The following is a 17,009-nucleotide window of genomic DNA, read 5'->3' as shown; positions in this document are numbered from 1 at the left end:
GTCTACCGGACACTCGGGGGCGGCCCCTGTTTTGGGGTGGCCGCCGCCTTCTGCCTTCCGTCGTGAACCTACGGGAATGACCTCAGCCGCGCGCCACCGTGCCGCCCGCCGCGTCGAGCACCTTCCGGTCGCCCAGCGGCGCGTCCAGCGTCACCGTCCGGGTCAGCTCCTTGGCGATCATGATGCAGACCTTCTTCGGGTCCGGGACCGACTCGTTGACCGTCACCCGTACCGCGTCCGTGCTCTCCGTCGCGCTCGCGGTGTACCTGCTGCACACCCCGCCCCAGAACGTCACCTTCAGCGTCCGGCCGTCCGCGGTGTACGAAGTGAGGTGCCGTGCCGGCCGGGCCGATCCCGGGTCCGTACCCGGGGCCTTCGAAGGCTTCACCAGCGAGTCGGGGTCCACCGCGACCTGCGCCACCGTGGTGCCCCGCCCGCCCGCGGCCGGGTGCACCGAGAAGAGCCATGAGGGGACGAGCAGCCGCTCCCCGTCCGCGTACCGCATCGCGAGGCCGAAGACCGCCTTGTCGACCGTGACGACCGATGTCCTCGGTTCCGCGCCGGTCCGTGTCCCGCAGGCGGCACGCGGCGACGCCGGTCCACCGTCGTCCAGGGGTGCAGGGGTGGCGCACCCGCCGACACCGGTGCGCGAACCGTCCGCGCGGCCTGCCCCGTTCAGCTGCTTCAGCGCGTCGTCCGCGCTGATCACCGGGTACTCGGTGCCCTTCTCCAGGCCCTTCAGCTGCCCGCTCCCGCCGACGACCTGGCCGTCGGGCCCCACCTGGATCCCGGTCGCCCATCCGTACGTGGGCAGGCCGCCCACCACCGGGTCCGCGTTCACCACCCGTACCGCGCCCATGAGCTGGGTCGCGTCGAGGGCCGCGTCGTCCTGGCCCGCCGCCTTCAGCACGGGGACCGCGGCGGCCTTCGCCGCCTTCTCGCTCACCGGGGACTCCGTGCCGCCCGGCGCCGTGTGCCGGTCCGCGCACACCGTCGTGCTCCGGCAGTTGTCCGTGCCGCCGGAACCGTACCTGGCGAAGGTCCAGGTGCCCGGCGCCTGCTTGGTCACCCGCAGGACCGGACCTGAGCCGTCTCCGTCGGACCCCACCTTCCAGGCCGTGCCCTCGGCCCGCGCGGCACCCTCCAGGCCCAACGCCCTCGCCAGCCGGGTCACCTGCGCAGCGGAGACGGTGCCCCTCGCGCGGTGGACGGCGGCCTCGGACGGGCCGTCGGGCAGTTTGCCGGACGCCCGGTAGACCACGCCGTCGCCACTGGGGTCGGGCTCGCCCGGAGCGATTCCCTCCGGGGGCGCCGCCGGGCCCGTCGGGCTCCCGTCGAGCGCGAGCGGGGGAGGGGGGCGGTCGCTGCCGCCCGCGCTGCCCGCGTCCGCGGCAGCCCAGTACGCGCTGCCGCCCCCGGCCAGCAGCACCGCCGCCGCCACGGAAGCCACGGCCAGCGGCGACCGCCGCCGTCCCGGGGCGGTCACGTCGTTGTCGGGTCGCTCGGTGCTCACCGGATCGCTCCTTCGACTGCGTTGCCCTCACCATGACCGTCGCACGGTCATCGGCTGTCCCGCGAGTGCGGACAGCGATGGGACGGAGCTCGGCAGCGCCCGGTTCCCTGCGCGGGTCCCGGACGGGGGCGGGCGCGGCCGTCAGTCGCCGTAATCGGACATCTTGTCGATCAGCCGCGCGGACGCGGCCGGCACGGTCACGCCGTGGATCAGGGAGGGCGCCACAGGGGTGGGGGCGGCCTTCGCGGGTACCAACCAGTGCGGAGCCATTCGCGCGCAGTCACCGCGCAGCTCGGCCAGGCTGATCTCGGACTCGCGCGGGGCGTTGTTCTCAGACATAACCGCACCGTAGGCACCACAGGCATCAGTGCAAAAGACCTACTATCGGGTAGTTTTTCCCCCTTCGGTGAGCGCCCGGAACGGGTAGCGTGAACTGTCACGCCGTCCTGGGAGCGAAGTCCCCGTTCCCCCCGACCTCCGCAGGAGCAGTCTCCCCGTGCGAATCGCAGTCACCGGCTCCATCGCCACCGATCACCTCATGACCTTCCCCGGCCGTTTCGCCGACCAGCTGGTCGCCGAGCAGCTGCACACGGTCTCGCTCTCGTTCCTGGTCGACAACCTCGACGTGCGGCGGGGCGGTGTCGCCGCCAACATCTGCTTCGGCATGGGTCTGCTCGGCACCGGACCGGTCCTGGTCGGCGCCGCAGGCTCCGACTTCGACGAGTACCGCGCCTGGCTCGAGCGCCACGGCGTCGACACCGGCTCGGTCCGGATCTCCGAGGTCCTGCACACCGCCCGTTTCGTCTGCACGACGGACGCCGACCACAACCAGATCGGCTCCTTCTACACGGGCGCGATGAGCGAGGCCCGGCTGATCGAGCTGAAGGCCGTCGCCGACCGTGTCGGCGGTCTCGACCTCGTCTCGATCGGTGCCGACGACCCCGAGGCGATGCTCCGCCACACCGAGGAGTGCCGCTCCCGCGGCATTCCGTTCGCCGCCGACTTCTCGCAGCAGATCGCCCGGATGGACGGTGACGAGATCCGGATCCTGCTCGACGGCGCCACGTACCTCTTCTCCAACGAGTACGAGAAGGGGCTCATCGAGTCCAAGACCGGCTGGACCGACGAGGAGATCCTCGCCAAGGTCGGCCACCGCGTCACCACGCTCGGCGCCCGCGGCGTCCGGATCGAGCGGGCCGGCCAGGAGGCCATCGAGGTCGGCTGCCCGGAGGAGGACACGAAGGCCGACCCGACGGGCGTCGGCGACGCCTTCCGCGCCGGATTCCTCTCCGGCCTCGCCTGGGGCGTCGGCCTGGAGCGCGCCGCGCAGGTCGGCTGCATGCTCGCCACGCTGGTCATCGAGACGGTCGGCACCCAGGAGTACACCCTGCGCCGCACCCACTTCATGGACCGCTTCACCAAGGCGTACGGGCACGACGCCGCCGCCGAGGTCCGCACGCACCTCGCCTAGTCAGGACAGCCGGCGGACCGTATAGGCCGAGCCCCGGTCCGCCGGCTCCTCACCCACGTACTCCTGCTCCCGCATCACGCACCAGGCCGGGATGTCCAGCCGTGCCGCCTCGTCGTCGGAGAGCACGGTCACCGTCCCGCCGACCGGTACCTCTCCGATCACCTTTGCGAGCTCGATCACCGGAATCGGGCACCGCTTCCCCAGTGCGTCGACGACCAGGGACCGGGCCGCGCCCGCGGCGGGAGCCGGCGGGACGGGGGCGCCCAGCCTCTCCCGCACCCCTGACACCGCCCCCGGCAGCGCCCGGAGGAAGCGTTCGACGTCCTCCTCCGTGGTGCCGGCCGGCAGCGACACGCGGACGTTTCCCTCCGACAGCACGCCCATCGCCTTGAGCACGTGGCTCGGAGTCAGCGTGCTGCTGGTGCAGGACGACCCGGACGACACGGAGAAGTCCGCCCGGTCCAGCTCGTGGAGGAGCGTCTCCCCGTCGACGTAGAGGCAGGAGAAGGTCACCAGGTGCGGCAGTCGCCGCACCGGATCACCGACCACCTCCACGTCGGGCACCAGTTCCGGAACCCGCGTCCGGATCCGGTCCACCAGCGCCCGCAGCCGTACGGATTCCGCCGCCGCCTCCGCGTGGACGGCGCGCAGCGACGCCGCCGCTGCGACGACAGCCGGAATGTTCTCGAACCCGGCGGCACGCCCCGACTCCCGTTCGTCCGCCGGGCCTTGGGGGGAGAACCTGACCCCCTTGCGCACGGCGAGCAGCCCCACTCCGGCGGGCCCGCCCCACTTGTGGGCGCTCGCCGCAAGCAACGACCAGCCGCCCGGCACCCGACCCCAGCCCAGCGACTGCGCGGCGTCCACGAACAGCGGTACGCCCACCGCCCGGCAGACCTCCGCGACCTCGGCCACCGGCTGCTCCGTGCCGACCTCGTGGTTGGCCGACTGCAGGCAGGCCAGCGCGGTGTCCTCGCGCAGGGCCTCCCCGTACGCCGCCGCGCTCACCGTCCCCGCCCGGTCCACCGGTACCTCGACGGACGTCCCGCCCTGCGCCTCATGAGTGGCGGCCGAATGGAGGACCGACGAGTGTTCGACCGCCGAGACCACCAGATGGCGGCCGACACGCCGACGCCCGGCAAGGGCCCCGGAAATTCCGTCGTGCACCGCCCGGGTCCCCGACGCGGTGAAGGCCAGCTCGTCCGGGCGGCAGCCCACCGCCTCGGCGGCGGCCTCCCGGGCCGCGTCCAGCAGCAGCCGGGCCCGCCGCCCCTCGCGGTGGAGCCGGGCCGGGTCGGCCCAGCCCTCGTCCAGCGCGGCAAGCAGCGCCTGGCGGGCGACGGGGTGCAGGGGAGCGGCGGATGCGGCATCGAAGTAGGGCACACCGCCACGCTAGCCCGCCCGTGGCGCGGCCTCCGCGCCACGCTGTCCGCACGGGCAGGAGAGGGGGCGTCAGATGACGGCCGGAGGCCCGGATTCCACCCCTTCGGGGTGTCGGGCGGCGCGTTGGGCACCCTCCCCTCGCGACCCCAAATAGCGTCCAGTAGGGTTTGGTCCGCATAAACATCCAAACCCCTGCCCGCGTCAGGGCGGCGACCGACCAGAGAGACGGCCGCGCCGAACGCGCGGGCGAGACTCTCGGGAAGGCGCTACGTGAGTCCCAACGGCTCCGACCGCTCGTCGCGGCGCCCGATGCGGCGGAAGCTGCCGCAGGTGCTGACTGCGGGCCTGATCCTGGCGACCGCCACCGGTTGCACATACAAGGACTTCCCCCGCCTTGGTATGCCCACGCCGGTAACGGAAGAGGCACCACGGATCCTTTCCCTCTGGCAGGGCTCGTGGGCGGCAGCGCTCGCCACGGGCGTGCTGGTCTGGGGCCTGATCCTGTGGAGTGTCATCTTCCACCGGCGCAGCCGCACCAAGGTGGAGGTACCTCCGCAGACCCGGTACAACATGCCCATCGAGGCGCTGTACACCGTGGTCCCTCTCATCATCGTCTCGGTGCTCTTCTACTTCACCGCGCGCGATGAATCGAAGCTCCTCTCGCTCTCCCCGAAGCCTGCCCACACCATCAACGTGGTCGGCTACCAGTGGAGCTGGGGCTTCAACTACATCGAGAACGTGGACGGCTCGACCGCCACGGGCAACAAGATCCCCAAGGAGCTCGACGCCATCCCGAACCGGTTCCGGGATGACTTCCCCAAGGGTGCGGACGGCGTCTACGACGTCGGCATCCCGGGAACCCGGAACCCGCAGACCGGCAACCCGGGCCCGACGCTGTGGCTGCCGAAGGGCGAGAAGGTCCGTTTCATTCTGACTTCGCGTGACGTCATCCACTCCTTCTGGGTGGTGCCGTTCCTCATGAAGCAGGACGTCATTCCGGGCCACACCAACTCCTTCGAGGTGACTCCCAACCAGGAGGGCACCTTCCTGGGCAAGTGCGCCGAACTCTGCGGCGCCGACCACTCCCGGATGCTCTTCAACGTGAAGGTCGTCTCCCCGGAGCGCTACCAGGCGCACCTCAAGGAGCTGGCCAAGAAGGGCCAGACGGGCTACGTGCCGGCCGGCATCGAGCAGACGGACCCGGCCAGGAATGCGGAGACGAACAAACTGTGAGCATCCTCAACGAATCTCAGGGTGCCGCGGCAGCAGACGACTCGTACGAGGACGAGCTGCCGGTCCGGCTGAAGCAGCCGGGGAACGTCGTCATCAAGTGGCTGACCACCACTGACCACAAGACGATCGGCACGATGTATCTGGTCACGTCGTTCGCGTTCTTCTGCATCGGCGGTGTGCTCGCGCTCTTCATGCGCGCCGAGCTGGCCCGTCCCGGCACGCAGATCATGTCGAACGAGCAGTTCAACCAGGCGTTCACGATGCACGGCACGATCATGCTGCTGATGTTCGCGACGCCGCTGTTCGCCGGGTTCGCGAACTGGATCATGCCGCTGCAGATCGGCGCGCCCGACGTGGCGTTCCCGCGGCTGAACATGTTCGCGTACTGGCTGTACCTCTTCGGCTCGATCATCGCCGTGGCCGGTTTCCTGACGCCGGCCGGTGCGGCCGACTTCGGGTGGTTCGCCTACTCCCCGCTCTCGGACGCGGTCCGTTCGCCGGGTGTCGGCGCCGACATGTGGATCATGGGTCTGGCCTTCTCCGGCTTCGGCACGATCCTCGGTTCGGTCAACTTCATCACCACGATCATCTGCATGCGCGCACCCGGCATGACGATGTTCCGGATGCCGATCTTCGTGTGGAACGTCCTGCTGACCGGTGTGCTGGTCCTGCTGGCCTTCCCGGTGCTCGCCGCCGCGCTCTTCGCGCTGGAGGCGGACCGCAAGTTCGGTGCGCATGTCTTCGACGCGGCCAACGGCGGAGCGCTGCTCTGGCAACACCTCTTCTGGTTCTTCGGCCATCCAGAGGTGTACATCATCGCCCTACCGTTCTTCGGAATCATTTCCGAAGTGATCCCGGTGTTCAGCCGGAAGCCGATGTTCGGCTACATCGGCCTGGTGGCCGCGACGATTTCGATCGCCGGTCTCTCGGTGACCGTGTGGGCGCACCACATGTACGTCACCGGTGGTGTGCTGCTGCCGTTCTTCTCGTTCATGACGTTCCTCATCGCGGTGCCCACCGGGGTGAAGTTCTTCAACTGGATCGGCACCATGTGGAAGGGCTCGCTGTCCTTCGAGACACCGATGCTCTGGGCGATCGGCTTCCTGATCACCTTCACCTTCGGCGGTCTGACCGGTGTGATCCTGGCGTCCCCGCCGATGGACTTCCACGTCTCGGACTCGTACTTCGTGGTCGCGCACTTCCACTACGTCGTCTTCGGCACCGTGGTGTTCGCGATGTTCTCCGGCTTCCACTTCTGGTGGCCGAAGTTCACCGGCAAGATGCTGGACGAGCGGCTCGGCAAGATCACCTTCTGGACGCTGTTCATCGGCTTCCACGGCACGTTCCTGGTGCAGCACTGGCTGGGTGCGGAGGGCATGCCGCGCCGTTACGCGGACTACCTCGCCGCCGACGGCTTCACCGCGCTGAACACGGTCTCGACGATCTCCTCGTTCCTGCTCGGCCTGTCGATTCTCCCGTTCCTCTACAACGTGTGGAAGACCGCCAAGTACGGCAAGAAGATCGAGGTCGACGACCCGTGGGGCTACGGCCGTTCGCTGGAGTGGGCGACGTCCTGCCCGCCGCCGCGGCACAACTTCCTCACCCTGCCGCGGATCCGTTCCGAATCCCCGGCGTTCGACCTGCACCACCCGGAGATCTCGGCGCTCGAACAGCTGGAGCACCACTCCGAGGGTGACAAGGCCCTCGCCGGTGGCAAGGAGGCGGGCAAGTGAAGATTCAGGGCAAGATGTTCCTCGGCCTGGCGCTCTTCATCCTCGTCATGGCCGTCACCTACGGCGTGTGGTCCAAGGAGCCGGTCGGCACCACCGCCCTCGTCCTGGCCTTCGGCCTGAGCGTCATGATCGGCTTCTACCTGGCCTTCACGGCCAGGCGGGTCGACGCGATGGCGCAGGACAACAAGGAAGCCGATGTGGCGGACGAGGCCGGCGAGGTGGGGTTCTTCTCCCCGCACAGCTGGCAGCCGCTCTCGCTGGCCGTCGGCGGCGCCCTCGCCTTCCTGGGCATCGTCTTCGGATGGTGGCTGCTCTACTTCTCGGCCCCGGTCATCCTGATCGGCCTGTTCGGCTGGGTCTTCGAGTACTACCGCGGTGAGAACCGCACCCAGTGACACCGCTTGACCGGTGACACCGCTCCACCTGACGGGGGGCCCGTACTTCTCGCACGAGAAGCACGGGCCCCCCGTTTGCAGTCACCCGGCGCGCTGAAACTGATGAATCTTCTTAGCGTGGGTTCATGAACATCACGCCGCGCCTCAGCCCCGTAGCGGGCTGCACCCTGCTGCTCGTGGCCCTGGTCGCAGGGGCGACCGCCTGTGGCGGGCCAGATGGCCATCCGCTCTCCGCGCAGCCGTACGACGCGGCGGACGAGATCTCCTCCAACATCCCAGGAGGGGATGAGAAGGCCGACCCCGACAAGCCACTCGAAGTCACCGCCACGGGTGACGACGGCCGGATCACGGATGTGACGGCCGTGGACGGGGCCGGACACCACGTCGCGGGCGAACTCGCCGCCGACGGACTGCGCTGGCACTCCACCGCCCCGCTCGCCGCCGGTTCCCGCTACTCCGTGAAGGTCAGCGTCGAGGACGACGACGGCGCCCCGGGCACCCGTACGCTCTCCTTCGAGACGGCCCCGGCGAAGAAGTTCCTGAAGGTCACTTTCGGCCCGCAGGCGGGCACCTACGGCGTGGGGGAGCCCATCACGGCGGTACTCAGCGCTCCGGTCAGGAACAAGGCCTCCAGAGCCGTCGTGGAGCGTTCCCTGAAGGTCCGCTCCACGCCCTCCGTGTCGGGCTCCTGGTACTGGGTCGACGACAAGACGCTGCACTACCGCCCGCAGGAGTACTGGCCGGCCAGGGCCTCCATCGTGGCGACCAGCAACCTGGGGGGCGTCAAGGTCACCGACAAGCTCTACGGGGCGCCCACCAAGGCGTTGAAGATCACTACCGGCGACCGCATCGAGGCCATCACCGACGCCGCGACCCACTCCATGACGGTGAAGCGCAACGGAGAAGTGATCAACACCATTCCGGTGACCACCGGCAGGCCCGGCTTCGACACCCGTAACGGCGTCAAGGTCGTGCTGAGCAAGGAGTACTCCGTACGCATGCGCGGGGAGACCATCGGAATCTCGGCGAACTCGGACGACGGGTACGACCTTCAGGTCTATTACGCGACCCGGGTCACCTGGAGCGGCGAGTACGTGCACGCGGCGCCCTGGTCCACGGGCTCGCAGGGCTACGAGAACGTCAGCCACGGCTGCACGGGCATGAGTACCAGTCAGGCCGAGTGGTTCTACAACACCGTGCGTACCGGCGACATCGTCAAGGTCGTCAACAGTGCGGGGCCGACGATGACACCGTTCGACAACGGCATCGGCGACTGGAACCTGTCCTGGGCCAACTGGCAGAAGGGCAGCGCCCTGCAGAACAACGCCACCCCGGACCGCTCGGACACGATTCAGGCGGCGCGCCTGCGCCCCGAGGTCTGACCGGCCAGGGGAGTGCGCTGCCCCTCTGAGGGACAGGAAGGGCCACGGAGGCGACCGTGGCGGCCGCCGGACCCGTCAGGCGTTGCAGAGCCTGCTGCGCAGCAGGGCGGCCAGGGAGTCCGCGAACCCGACCGGCTCGACCGGAAGGGTCACCGCGGCGTCCGCGCGGCTCCAGGTGGCCAGCCAGGCGTCCTGCGGGCGGCCGATGAGCAGCAGCACGGGCGGGCAGTGGAAGATCTCGTCCTTGATCTGCCGGCAGACGCCCATGCCGCCCGCGGGCGCCGTCTCGCCGTCCAGCACGCACACGTCGATGCCGCCGTTGTCCAGGGCGGTCAGTACCGCGGGCAGGGTGGCGCACTCCACGAACTCGACCGGTGGTACGTCCGCCGCAGGCCTGCGACCGGCGGCCAGCCTCACCTGCTCACGGATGTTGGCGTCGTCGCTGTAGACCAGGACCGTGGCGGTCGGCTGCATTGTTCCTCCGTGACATCTGTGTCTTCGGGGCTCTCTGGGCATGAACCGGTGCGCGGATCGTACTCCGGCGGACAGCCTGTCAGTACCGCTAATGACAGCGATTCGATGGGCCGTTCGGGGAGGACACACCCTCCTGACACACCGAACGGCACCCCCCGGAGTGAGGGCGGGATAAGCGACCGACATAATGTCGGTCGTGGCGACAGCAACGACAGTAGAAACCGGGCACGCGCACCCGTCGGTCAATCGACCGAACCTCACCAGCGTCGGAACCATCATCTGGTTGAGTTCCGAGCTGATGTTCTTCGCGGCCCTCTTCGCGATGTACTTCACCCTGCGATCGGTGATGGGACCCGACCACTGGAAGGAAATGGCTTCGGCCCTGAACTTCCCGTTCTCGGCGACGAACACCACGATCCTGGTGCTCTCCTCCCTCACCTGCCAGCTCGGCGTCTTCGCCGCGGAGCGGGGCGATGTGAAGAAGCTCCGTGCCTGGTTCATGATCACTTTCGTGATGGGTGCGATCTTCATCGGAGGCCAGGTCCTCGAGTACACCGAGCTGGTGAAGAAGGACGGCCTCTCGCTGTCCTCCGATCCGTACGGCTCGGTGTTCTACCTGACCACCGGCTTCCACGGTCTGCATGTGACAGGCGGTCTCATCGCCTTCCTGCTCGTTCTGGGCAGGACATACGCAGCCAAGAGGTTCACCCACGAACAGGCGACCGCTGCCATCGTCGTGTCCTATTACTGGCACTTCGTCGATGTCGTGTGGATCGGCCTCTTCGCCACGATCTACATGATCAAGTAACCGGGCTCGAACCCGAACCACATCCAGCATCGACGCAGAAGATCCTGACACCGGGGTAATCCGTGAAAAAGCTCTCCGCACGACGACGCCATCCGTTGGCGGCGGTCGTCGTACTACTCCTCGCGCTGGCGGCCACTGGGGGGCTGTACGCCGCGTTTGCGCCCGCGAGTAAGGCGCAGGCCGACGACACCGCCCAGTCCCTCGCCATCGATGAGGGCAAGAAGCTGTACTCCGTCGGTTGCGCCAGCTGCCACGGAACCGGCGGTCAGGGCACCACCGACGGGCCGAGCCTTGTCGGCGTGGGCTCCGCCGCCGTCGACTTCCAGGTCGGTACCGGCCGTATGCCGGCACAGCAGCCGGGTGCCCAGGTACCGAAGAAGAAGGTCATCTACTCCCAGGCCGAGATCGACCAGCTCGCGGCGTACGTCGCGTCGCTCGGCGCCGGCCCGATCGTGCCGACCGAGGACCAGGTCAGCCCTGACGGTGCGAACATCGCCAAGGGTGGCGACCTGTTCCGTACCAACTGCGCGCAGTGCCACAACTTCACCGGCGAGGGCGGTGCGCTCACCAAGGGCAAGTACGCGCCCAGCCTTGAGGACGTGGACCCGAAGCACATCTACGAGGCCATGCAGACCGGCCCGCAGAACATGCCGTCCTTCCCCGACACGACGATGCCCGAGCAGCAGAAGAAGGACATCATCGCGTACATCCACACCGTGAACAGCTCCGACTCCGAGAGCCCTGGCGGCCTCAAGCTGGGCGGCCTCGGTCCGGTCAGCGAGGGTCTGTTCGGCTGGATCTTCGGGCTGGGCACACTGATCGCAGTTGCCGTCTGGGTCGCGGCCCACACCGCTAAGGCCAAGAAGTCATGAGTAGCCAAGAGATTCCAGAGAAGAACCTGCCCGCCGGGCAGGACTCCGCGCACGGCGCGGTAGAGGGCGCGGGCGACCCGTTCGCGGACCCGGGGCTGCCGGCCCACCGGCCGCGCATCCAGGACATCGACGAGCGCGCCGCCAGGCGCTCCGAGCGCACGGTCGCGCTCATGTTCGTGGTGTCCATGCTCGCGACGGTCGGCTTCATCGCCTCCTACGTCATTTTCCCGGTCGACAAGATCGTGTACATCTGGCCGTTCGGCCATGTGAGCGCGCTCAACTTCTCGCTGGGTCTGACCCTGGGCGTGGCCCTGTTCACGATCGGAGCGGGCGCCGTCCACTGGGCGCGCACCCTGATGTCCGACGTGGAGGTCGCCGACGACCGTCACGCCATCGAGGCCGAGCCCGAGGTCAAGGCGAAGGTTCTCGCCGACTTCGCGGCCGGTGCCGAGGAGTCCGCCTTCGGCCGGCGCAAGCTGATCCGCAACACCATGTTCGGTGCGCTGGCCCTGGTGCCGCTCGCCGGTGTGGTCCTGCTGCGCGACCTCGGTCCGCTGCCGGAGAAGAAGCTCCGCCAGACCCTGTGGGCCAAGGGCAAGCAGCTCATCAACATGAACACGATGGAGCCGCTGCGTCCCGAGGACATCGCGGTGGGTTCGCTCACCTTCGCCATGCCCGAGGGCCTGGAGGAGGACGCGCACGACTTCCAGACGCAGATCGCCAAGGCTGCGCTGATGATCATCCGTATCCAGCCGGAGAACATCAAGGACAAGCGCGAGCGGGAGTGGGCCCACGAGGGCATCGTGGCCTTCTCGAAGATCTGCACCCACGTCGGCTGCCCGATCAGCCTGTACGAGCAGCAGACGCACCACGTGCTCTGCCCGTGCCACCAGTCCACCTTCGACCTCTCCGACGGCGCCCGCGTCATCTTCGGTCCGGCCGGTCACTCCCTTCCGCAGCTGCGGATCGGCGTGAACGCCGAGGGCAACCTCGAAGCGCTCGGTGACTTCGAAGAGCCCGTCGGTCCTGCCTTCTGGGAGCGCGGATGAGTACTGCGACAGACACCAAGCGCAAGGCGCCCGCCGGTGAGCGGGTGGCCGACTGGGCGGACGGCCGGCTCGGGATCTACTCCCTGGCCAAGTCCAACATGCGCAAGATCTTCCCGGACCACTGGTCCTTCATGCTCGGCGAGGTCTGCCTCTACAGCTTCATCATCATCATCCTCACGGGTGTGTATCTGACGCTGTTCTTCCACCCGAGCATGAACGAGGTCGTGTACCACGGCTCGTACGAGCCGATGCAGGGCATCCGGATGTCCGAGGCCTACTCCTCGACCCTGGACATCAGCTTCGACGTCCGCGGTGGTCTCCTGGTCCGCCAGATCCACCACTGGGCCGCGCTGATCTTCCTGGCCGGCATGTTCGTGCACATGATGCGCGTCTTCTTCACGGGTGCGTTCCGCAAGCCCCGTGAGATCAACTGGCTCTTCGGCTTCCTGCTGTTCGTCCTGGGCATGTTCACCGGTTTCACCGGTTACTCGCTCCCGGACGACCTGCTCTCCGGTACCGGTGTCCGGTTCACCCAGGGCGCGATCCTGGCCACGCCGATCGTCGGCACGTACATCTCGATGTTCCTGTTCGGCGGAGAGTTCCCGGGCGGCGACTTCGTCGCGCGGTTCTACTCGATCCACATCCTGCTGCTGCCGGGCATCATGCTCGGCCTGGTGGTCGGCCACCTGATCCTGGTCTTCTACCACAAGCACACGCAGTTCGCGGGTCCCGGCCGGACCAACAAGAACGTCGTCGGCATGCCGCTGCTGCCGATCTACATGGCGAAGGCCGGAGGTTTCTTCTTCCTGGTCTTCGGCGTCATCGCGATCATCGCGGGCATCGCCTCGATCAACCCGATCTGGGCCATCGGCCCGTACCGCCCGGACCAGGTGTCCACCGGCGCCCAGCCCGACTGGTACATGGGCTTCGCCGAGGGTCTGATCCGAGTGATGCCGGGGTGGGAGATCAACCTCTGGGGCCACACGCTGGTCCTGGGCGTGTTCATCCCGCTGATGGCCTTCGGACTGGTACTCGCCATCATCGCGGTCTACCCGTTCGTCGAGTCCTGGGTCACCGGTGACAAGCGCGAGCACCACCTGCTGGACCGCCCGCGCAACGCCCCGACCCGGACGGCCTTCGGCGTCGCCTGGATCACGGAGTACGTGATCGTCTTCATCGGCGGTGGCAACGACCTCTGGGCCACGCACTTCCACCTCTCGCTGAACGCCATCTCGTGGTTCGTCCGGATCTTCATCTTCGTGGGCCCGGTGGTCGCGTTCATCGTCACGAAGCGGATCTGCCTCGGCCTTCAGCGCCGCGACAAGGAGAAGGTGCTGCACGGACGCGAGTCCGGTCTCATCAAGCGCCTGCCGCACGGTGAGTTCGTCGAGATCCACGAGCCGCTCGGTCCCGAGCAGCTGCACACGCTCACCGCGCACGAGCAGTACAAGCCGGTCGAGATCGGCCCGACGGTCGACGAGAACGGTGTCGAGCGCAAGGTGCCCGCACTGCAGAAGCTGCGGGCCAAGCTCAGCAAGGGCTACTACGGCGAGCACAACCAGATCGCCAAGCCCTCCGTCGAGGAGTACAAGGAGATCACCAGCGGCCACGGCCACCACTGATCACCTGAACTGATCGCCACAGCAGGAGCCCCGTCCATTCGATGGACGGGGCTCTTCGCTGTCCCCGGCGCTCGATAAGGTGGGGTCATCCCTTTTTCGGCTGTGGACCCCAGGAGCGGACCATGAACGTTGTGACCCCGGTCGGCGGCGACAGCGTGGCGGCTCGTTCCTGGCCGGGCGTGCTGAACCCCCTGCTGCGCGGCGAGAACCTGACCGCGGACGACACCGCCTGGGCGATGGACAACATCATGAGCGGTGAGGCGACCGACGTGCAGATCGCCGGTTTCGCCGTCGCCCTGCGCGCCAAGGGCGAGACCGTCGACGAGGTCACCGGACTCGTCCGCGCGATGTACGAGCACGCCACCACGATCCACGTGCCGGGCCGCACGGTCGACATCGTCGGCACCGGCGGGGACCTCGCCAAGACGGTCAACATCTCCACGATGTCCGCGATCGTCGTGGCGGGCACCGGCGCCAAGGTCGTCAAGCACGGCAACCGCGCCTCCTCCTCGGCCAGCGGCGCCTCCGACGTCCTGGAGAAGCTCGGCGTCAACCTGGAACTGACCCCGCAGCGGGTCGTCCAGGTCGCGGAGGAGGCCGGCATCACCTTCTGCTTCGCGGTGAAGTTCCACCCCGCCCTGCGGTACGTGGCGAAGGCCCGCAAGGAGCTCGGCACACCGACCACGTTCAACATCCTCGGACCGCTCACCAACCCGGCCCAGGTGCGCTCCCAGGCCGTCGGGGTCGCCGATGCGAAGATGGCTCCCATCGTCGCGGGCGTGCTCGCGGCGCGCGGCAACTCGGCGCTCGTCTTCCGCGGCGACGACGGTCTGGACGAGCTGACCACCACGGCCACCTCCCGGGTCTGGGTGGTCCGGGACGGCGCGGTGCGCGAGGAGGCGTTCGATCCGCGCGACGTCGGCCTGGAGCTGGTCCCCGTCGAGGCGCTGCGGGGCGCCGACGCGTCGTACAACGCCGATGTGGCCCGCCGGCTGCTGGCCGGTGAGACCGGTCCGGTACGGGACGCCGTACTGCTCAACACGGCGGCGGCACTGACGGCGCTGGACCCGGGCGAGGGCACGCTGGACGAGCGGCTCGCCGCCGGGATCGAGAAGGCCGCCGAGTCCATCGACTCCGGTGCGGCCCAGGCGGCGCTGGAACGCTGGGTGGCGGTCAGCAACGCCTGACCGCAAGGAAATCCGGCACAGGGCGCAGTCCAGATCTTGGACTGCGCCTTGCGCGTCGGCGCACGTGTGGCAGGATGCTTGACAGGTCATGAGTGACAGCGACTACGGCCCCGGCCCGCTGTCCGGCAACCCTCCGTCCGTGGCGGGGTGCCCCGGGTGAAGACCAGGCCGTAGGCAGCGAGGTCTGCGGCAAGCGCGGACCCCTGGACATCTCCGAATGTCACATCCCTGGGGTCCTGGTCCTCAAGGGAGCCTCTTGTGAGCACGCGAATGCGATAGGGCCGTCGGCCCTTCTCCGCACACCCTTCACCTTCAGCTGCGCTGCCGCGTACCCGCCTGCGCAGTGAATTCGCCTGCCTGTTACGGGAGTTCGCCATGTCCGTCTTCACCGCTGCCGCCGACCAGTCCCTTTGTACCCCGCTGCCCGTTCTGGGACGAGATGTGACCGTTCCGCTGGTGACCGGCGGTGAGGTCACGTACGCCGCCCTGGACTACGCGGCCAGCGCCCCGGCCCTGCAGCGCGTGTGGGACGACGTCGCCGCGTACGCCCCGTACTACGGAAGCGTGCACCGCGGCGCCGGCTATCTCTCGCAGCTGTCCACGGATCTCTTCGAGAACAGCCGCAGGACCGTCGCGGAGTTCCTGGGCTGCCGCGCCGACGACCAGGTGATCTTCACCCGGTCGACGACGGACTCGCTGAACCTGCTGGCCGCGGCGATCCCCGCAGACTGCCAGGTCTTCGTGTACGAGACCGAGCACCACGCCTCGCTGCTTCCCTGGCGCGACGCCCGCGTCACCTACCTGAACGCCCCCCGCACCCCGGCCCAGGCCGTCGAGACGCTGGAGCGGGCGCTCGCCGGGCGTGACCCCTACGGCCCCGCGTTGGTCTGTGTCACCGGCGCCTCGAACGTCACCGGTGAGCTGTGGCCGGTGCGGGAGCTGGCCGCCGCCGCCCACGCGCACGGCGCCCGGATCGTCCTCGACGCCGCGCAGCTCGCCCCGCACCACGCGGTCGACATCGACGAGCTCGACGTCGACTGGGTCGCCTTCTCCGGGCACAAGCTGTACGCGCCGTTCGGCTCCGGTGTCCTCGCGGGCCGCGCCGACTGGCTCCAGGACGCGGACCCGTACCTCGCCGGTGGCGGCGCCTCGCGCAAGGTCGCCAGGCGCGCCGACGGCGGGGTGGACGTCGAGTGGCACTCCACCTCCGCCCGCCACGAGGCCGGCTCGCCCAACGTCATCGGCGCCTACTCGATCGCCTCCGCCTGCAGGGCCCTCGCCGAGGCCGGCTTCGACCGTCTCGTCGCCCGCGAGCAGCGGCTGGTCGCCCTGGTCAGGGCGGGTCTCGCCGAGGTTCCCCAGGTCAAGGTGTTGTCGCTGTTCGGCGACGACGCCCCGCGGGTGGGTGTCATCTCCTTCGTGGTGGAGGGCTGGAACAGCTCGCACTTCGCCGCGGCGCTCTCGGCCGAGTACGGCATCGGGGTGCGCGACGGGCTGTTCTGCGCTCACCCGCTGGTCCGTACGCTGCTGGGCAGTGACCCGCAGGAGCCGGGCGAGTGCGGTGCGCCGGAGGCGGAGCCGGGCGACGCCCCCCAGCTGAACGCGATCCGGGTGAGCTTCGGCGCGGGTACGCCGGACGAGCACGTCGAGCGCTTCGTCCGCGCGGTCAAGGAACTGGTGGGTGTGGGCGCCCAGTGGAAGTACCGGACCGAGGAGGGCCGCTGCGTCCCGGACCGTGGCGCAGCACAGGTCTGACGGGCCGCGGGCCCTAGCACTTCGGCCGGGGGGGGGGGCCGGGCCCCCGCCCCCCCCCGGGGAACCCGCGCCCAAGCCGGGGGGCCCGGTGGGGAGGGGCCCGCCCCCGGGGGCGGGCCGATACAAACAGAA

General features: G+C 68.9%; 15 protein-coding genes and 1 riboswitch. Of the genes, 11 read left to right on the top strand and 4 right to left on the bottom strand.

The genetic code is table 11. The annotated features are described in order from the left end of the window. Window positions 1-82: 82 nt before the first annotated feature. Window positions 83-1,513, bottom strand: coding sequence for a hypothetical protein (locus ACFVXE_RS27490; RefSeq protein ID WP_389675061.1), 1,431 nt, complete (start codon window positions 1,511-1,513; stop codon window positions 83-85). A gap of 141 nt (window positions 1,514-1,654) precedes the next feature. Beyond that, window positions 1,655-1,852 carry a hypothetical protein gene (locus tag ACFVXE_RS27485; protein WP_389675059.1) on the bottom strand — a complete coding sequence of 66 codons (198 nt, stop codon included), beginning with the start codon at window positions 1,850-1,852 and terminating at the stop codon, window positions 1,655-1,657. Window positions 1,853-2,009: 157 nt separating this feature from the next. Between ACFVXE_RS27485 and ACFVXE_RS27480 the strand changes: the two genes are divergently transcribed. Next, window positions 2,010-2,984, top strand: a complete 975-nt coding sequence (locus ACFVXE_RS27480) for a carbohydrate kinase family protein (protein WP_389675057.1) — start codon at window positions 2,010-2,012, stop codon at window positions 2,982-2,984. Here the strand turns inward: ACFVXE_RS27480 and ACFVXE_RS27475 are convergent, their stop codons facing one another. After that, window positions 2,985-4,367 (bottom strand): cysteine desulfurase/sulfurtransferase TusA family protein, encoded by a 1,383-nt coding sequence (locus tag ACFVXE_RS27475; protein WP_389675056.1) that lies wholly within the window; start codon window positions 4,365-4,367, stop codon window positions 2,985-2,987. A 270-nt stretch (window positions 4,368-4,637) separates the two neighbouring features. On the opposite strand from ACFVXE_RS27475, the gene coxB reads away from it, so the two are divergent. The 4 genes from coxB (at window position 4,638) to ACFVXE_RS27455 (ending at window position 9,110) form a co-directional block, all read left to right on the top strand. Further along, window positions 4,638-5,600, top strand: coding sequence for a cytochrome c oxidase subunit II (gene coxB / locus ACFVXE_RS27470; RefSeq protein WP_389675054.1), 963 nt, complete (start codon window positions 4,638-4,640; stop codon window positions 5,598-5,600). After that, on the top strand, window positions 5,597-7,333 hold the full coding sequence (gene ctaD / locus ACFVXE_RS27465; protein ID WP_389675052.1) for a cytochrome c oxidase subunit I: 1,737 nt from the start codon (window positions 5,597-5,599) through the stop codon (window positions 7,331-7,333). The genes coxB and ctaD overlap by 4 nt, the downstream gene beginning before the upstream one ends. After that, window positions 7,330-7,728 (top strand): cytochrome c oxidase subunit 4, encoded by a 399-nt coding sequence (locus ACFVXE_RS27460; RefSeq protein ID WP_389675050.1) that lies wholly within the window; start codon window positions 7,330-7,332, stop codon window positions 7,726-7,728. The genes ctaD and ACFVXE_RS27460 overlap by 4 nt, the downstream gene beginning before the upstream one ends. A gap of 125 nt (window positions 7,729-7,853) precedes the next feature. Continuing rightward, window positions 7,854-9,110 carry an Ig-like domain-containing protein gene (locus ACFVXE_RS27455; protein ID WP_389675048.1) on the top strand — a complete coding sequence of 419 codons (1,257 nt, stop codon included), beginning with the start codon at window positions 7,854-7,856 and terminating at the stop codon, window positions 9,108-9,110. 75 nt (window positions 9,111-9,185) lie between these two features. Here ACFVXE_RS27455 and ACFVXE_RS27450 read toward each other — a convergent pair whose 3' ends face one another. Further along, a complete protein-coding gene (locus ACFVXE_RS27450) occupies window positions 9,186-9,584 on the bottom strand; it encodes a hypothetical protein (protein WP_389675046.1) in 399 nt (132 codons plus the stop codon). 187 nt (window positions 9,585-9,771) lie between these two features. On the opposite strand from ACFVXE_RS27450, the gene ACFVXE_RS27445 reads away from it, so the two are divergent. From ACFVXE_RS27445 to ACFVXE_RS27420, 6 genes are all read left to right on the top strand, one after another. Continuing rightward, complete coding sequence (locus ACFVXE_RS27445) at window positions 9,772-10,392, top strand: heme-copper oxidase subunit III (RefSeq protein ID WP_389675044.1); 621 nt, start codon at window positions 9,772-9,774, stop codon at window positions 10,390-10,392. Between the two features lie 62 nt (window positions 10,393-10,454). Continuing rightward, the gene (locus ACFVXE_RS27440) at window positions 10,455-11,264 is read left to right on the top strand and encodes a c-type cytochrome (protein ID WP_389675042.1); all 810 of its coding nucleotides are present in this window, start codon (window positions 10,455-10,457) and stop codon (window positions 11,262-11,264) included. After that, window positions 11,261-12,313, top strand: a complete 1,053-nt coding sequence (locus tag ACFVXE_RS27435; protein ID WP_389675040.1) for a Rieske 2Fe-2S domain-containing protein — start codon at window positions 11,261-11,263, stop codon at window positions 12,311-12,313. The genes ACFVXE_RS27440 and ACFVXE_RS27435 overlap by 4 nt, the downstream gene beginning before the upstream one ends. After that, the gene (locus ACFVXE_RS27430) at window positions 12,310-13,935 is read left to right on the top strand and encodes a cytochrome bc complex cytochrome b subunit (RefSeq protein ID WP_389675038.1); all 1,626 of its coding nucleotides are present in this window, start codon (window positions 12,310-12,312) and stop codon (window positions 13,933-13,935) included. The genes ACFVXE_RS27435 and ACFVXE_RS27430 overlap by 4 nt, the downstream gene beginning before the upstream one ends. A gap of 122 nt (window positions 13,936-14,057) precedes the next feature. Continuing rightward, complete coding sequence (gene trpD, locus ACFVXE_RS27425) at window positions 14,058-15,122, top strand: anthranilate phosphoribosyltransferase (RefSeq protein ID WP_389675036.1); 1,065 nt, start codon at window positions 14,058-14,060, stop codon at window positions 15,120-15,122. A gap of 84 nt (window positions 15,123-15,206) precedes the next feature. After that, a riboswitch (SAM riboswitch) is annotated at window positions 15,207-15,324 on the top strand. A 173-nt stretch (window positions 15,325-15,497) separates the two neighbouring features. Continuing rightward, window positions 15,498-16,877, top strand: coding sequence for an aminotransferase class V-fold PLP-dependent enzyme (locus ACFVXE_RS27420; protein ID WP_389675034.1), 1,380 nt, complete (start codon window positions 15,498-15,500; stop codon window positions 16,875-16,877). Window positions 16,878-17,009 lie beyond the last annotated feature (132 nt).

Origin of the sequence: Streptomyces sp. NPDC058231, from assembly GCF_042882275.1 — a bacterium.
GTDB lineage: Bacteria > Actinomycetota > Actinomycetes > Streptomycetales > Streptomycetaceae > Streptomyces.
Note: the sequence above shows the minus strand (reverse complement) of the source record. Positions and strands in the feature narration are given on the sequence as shown.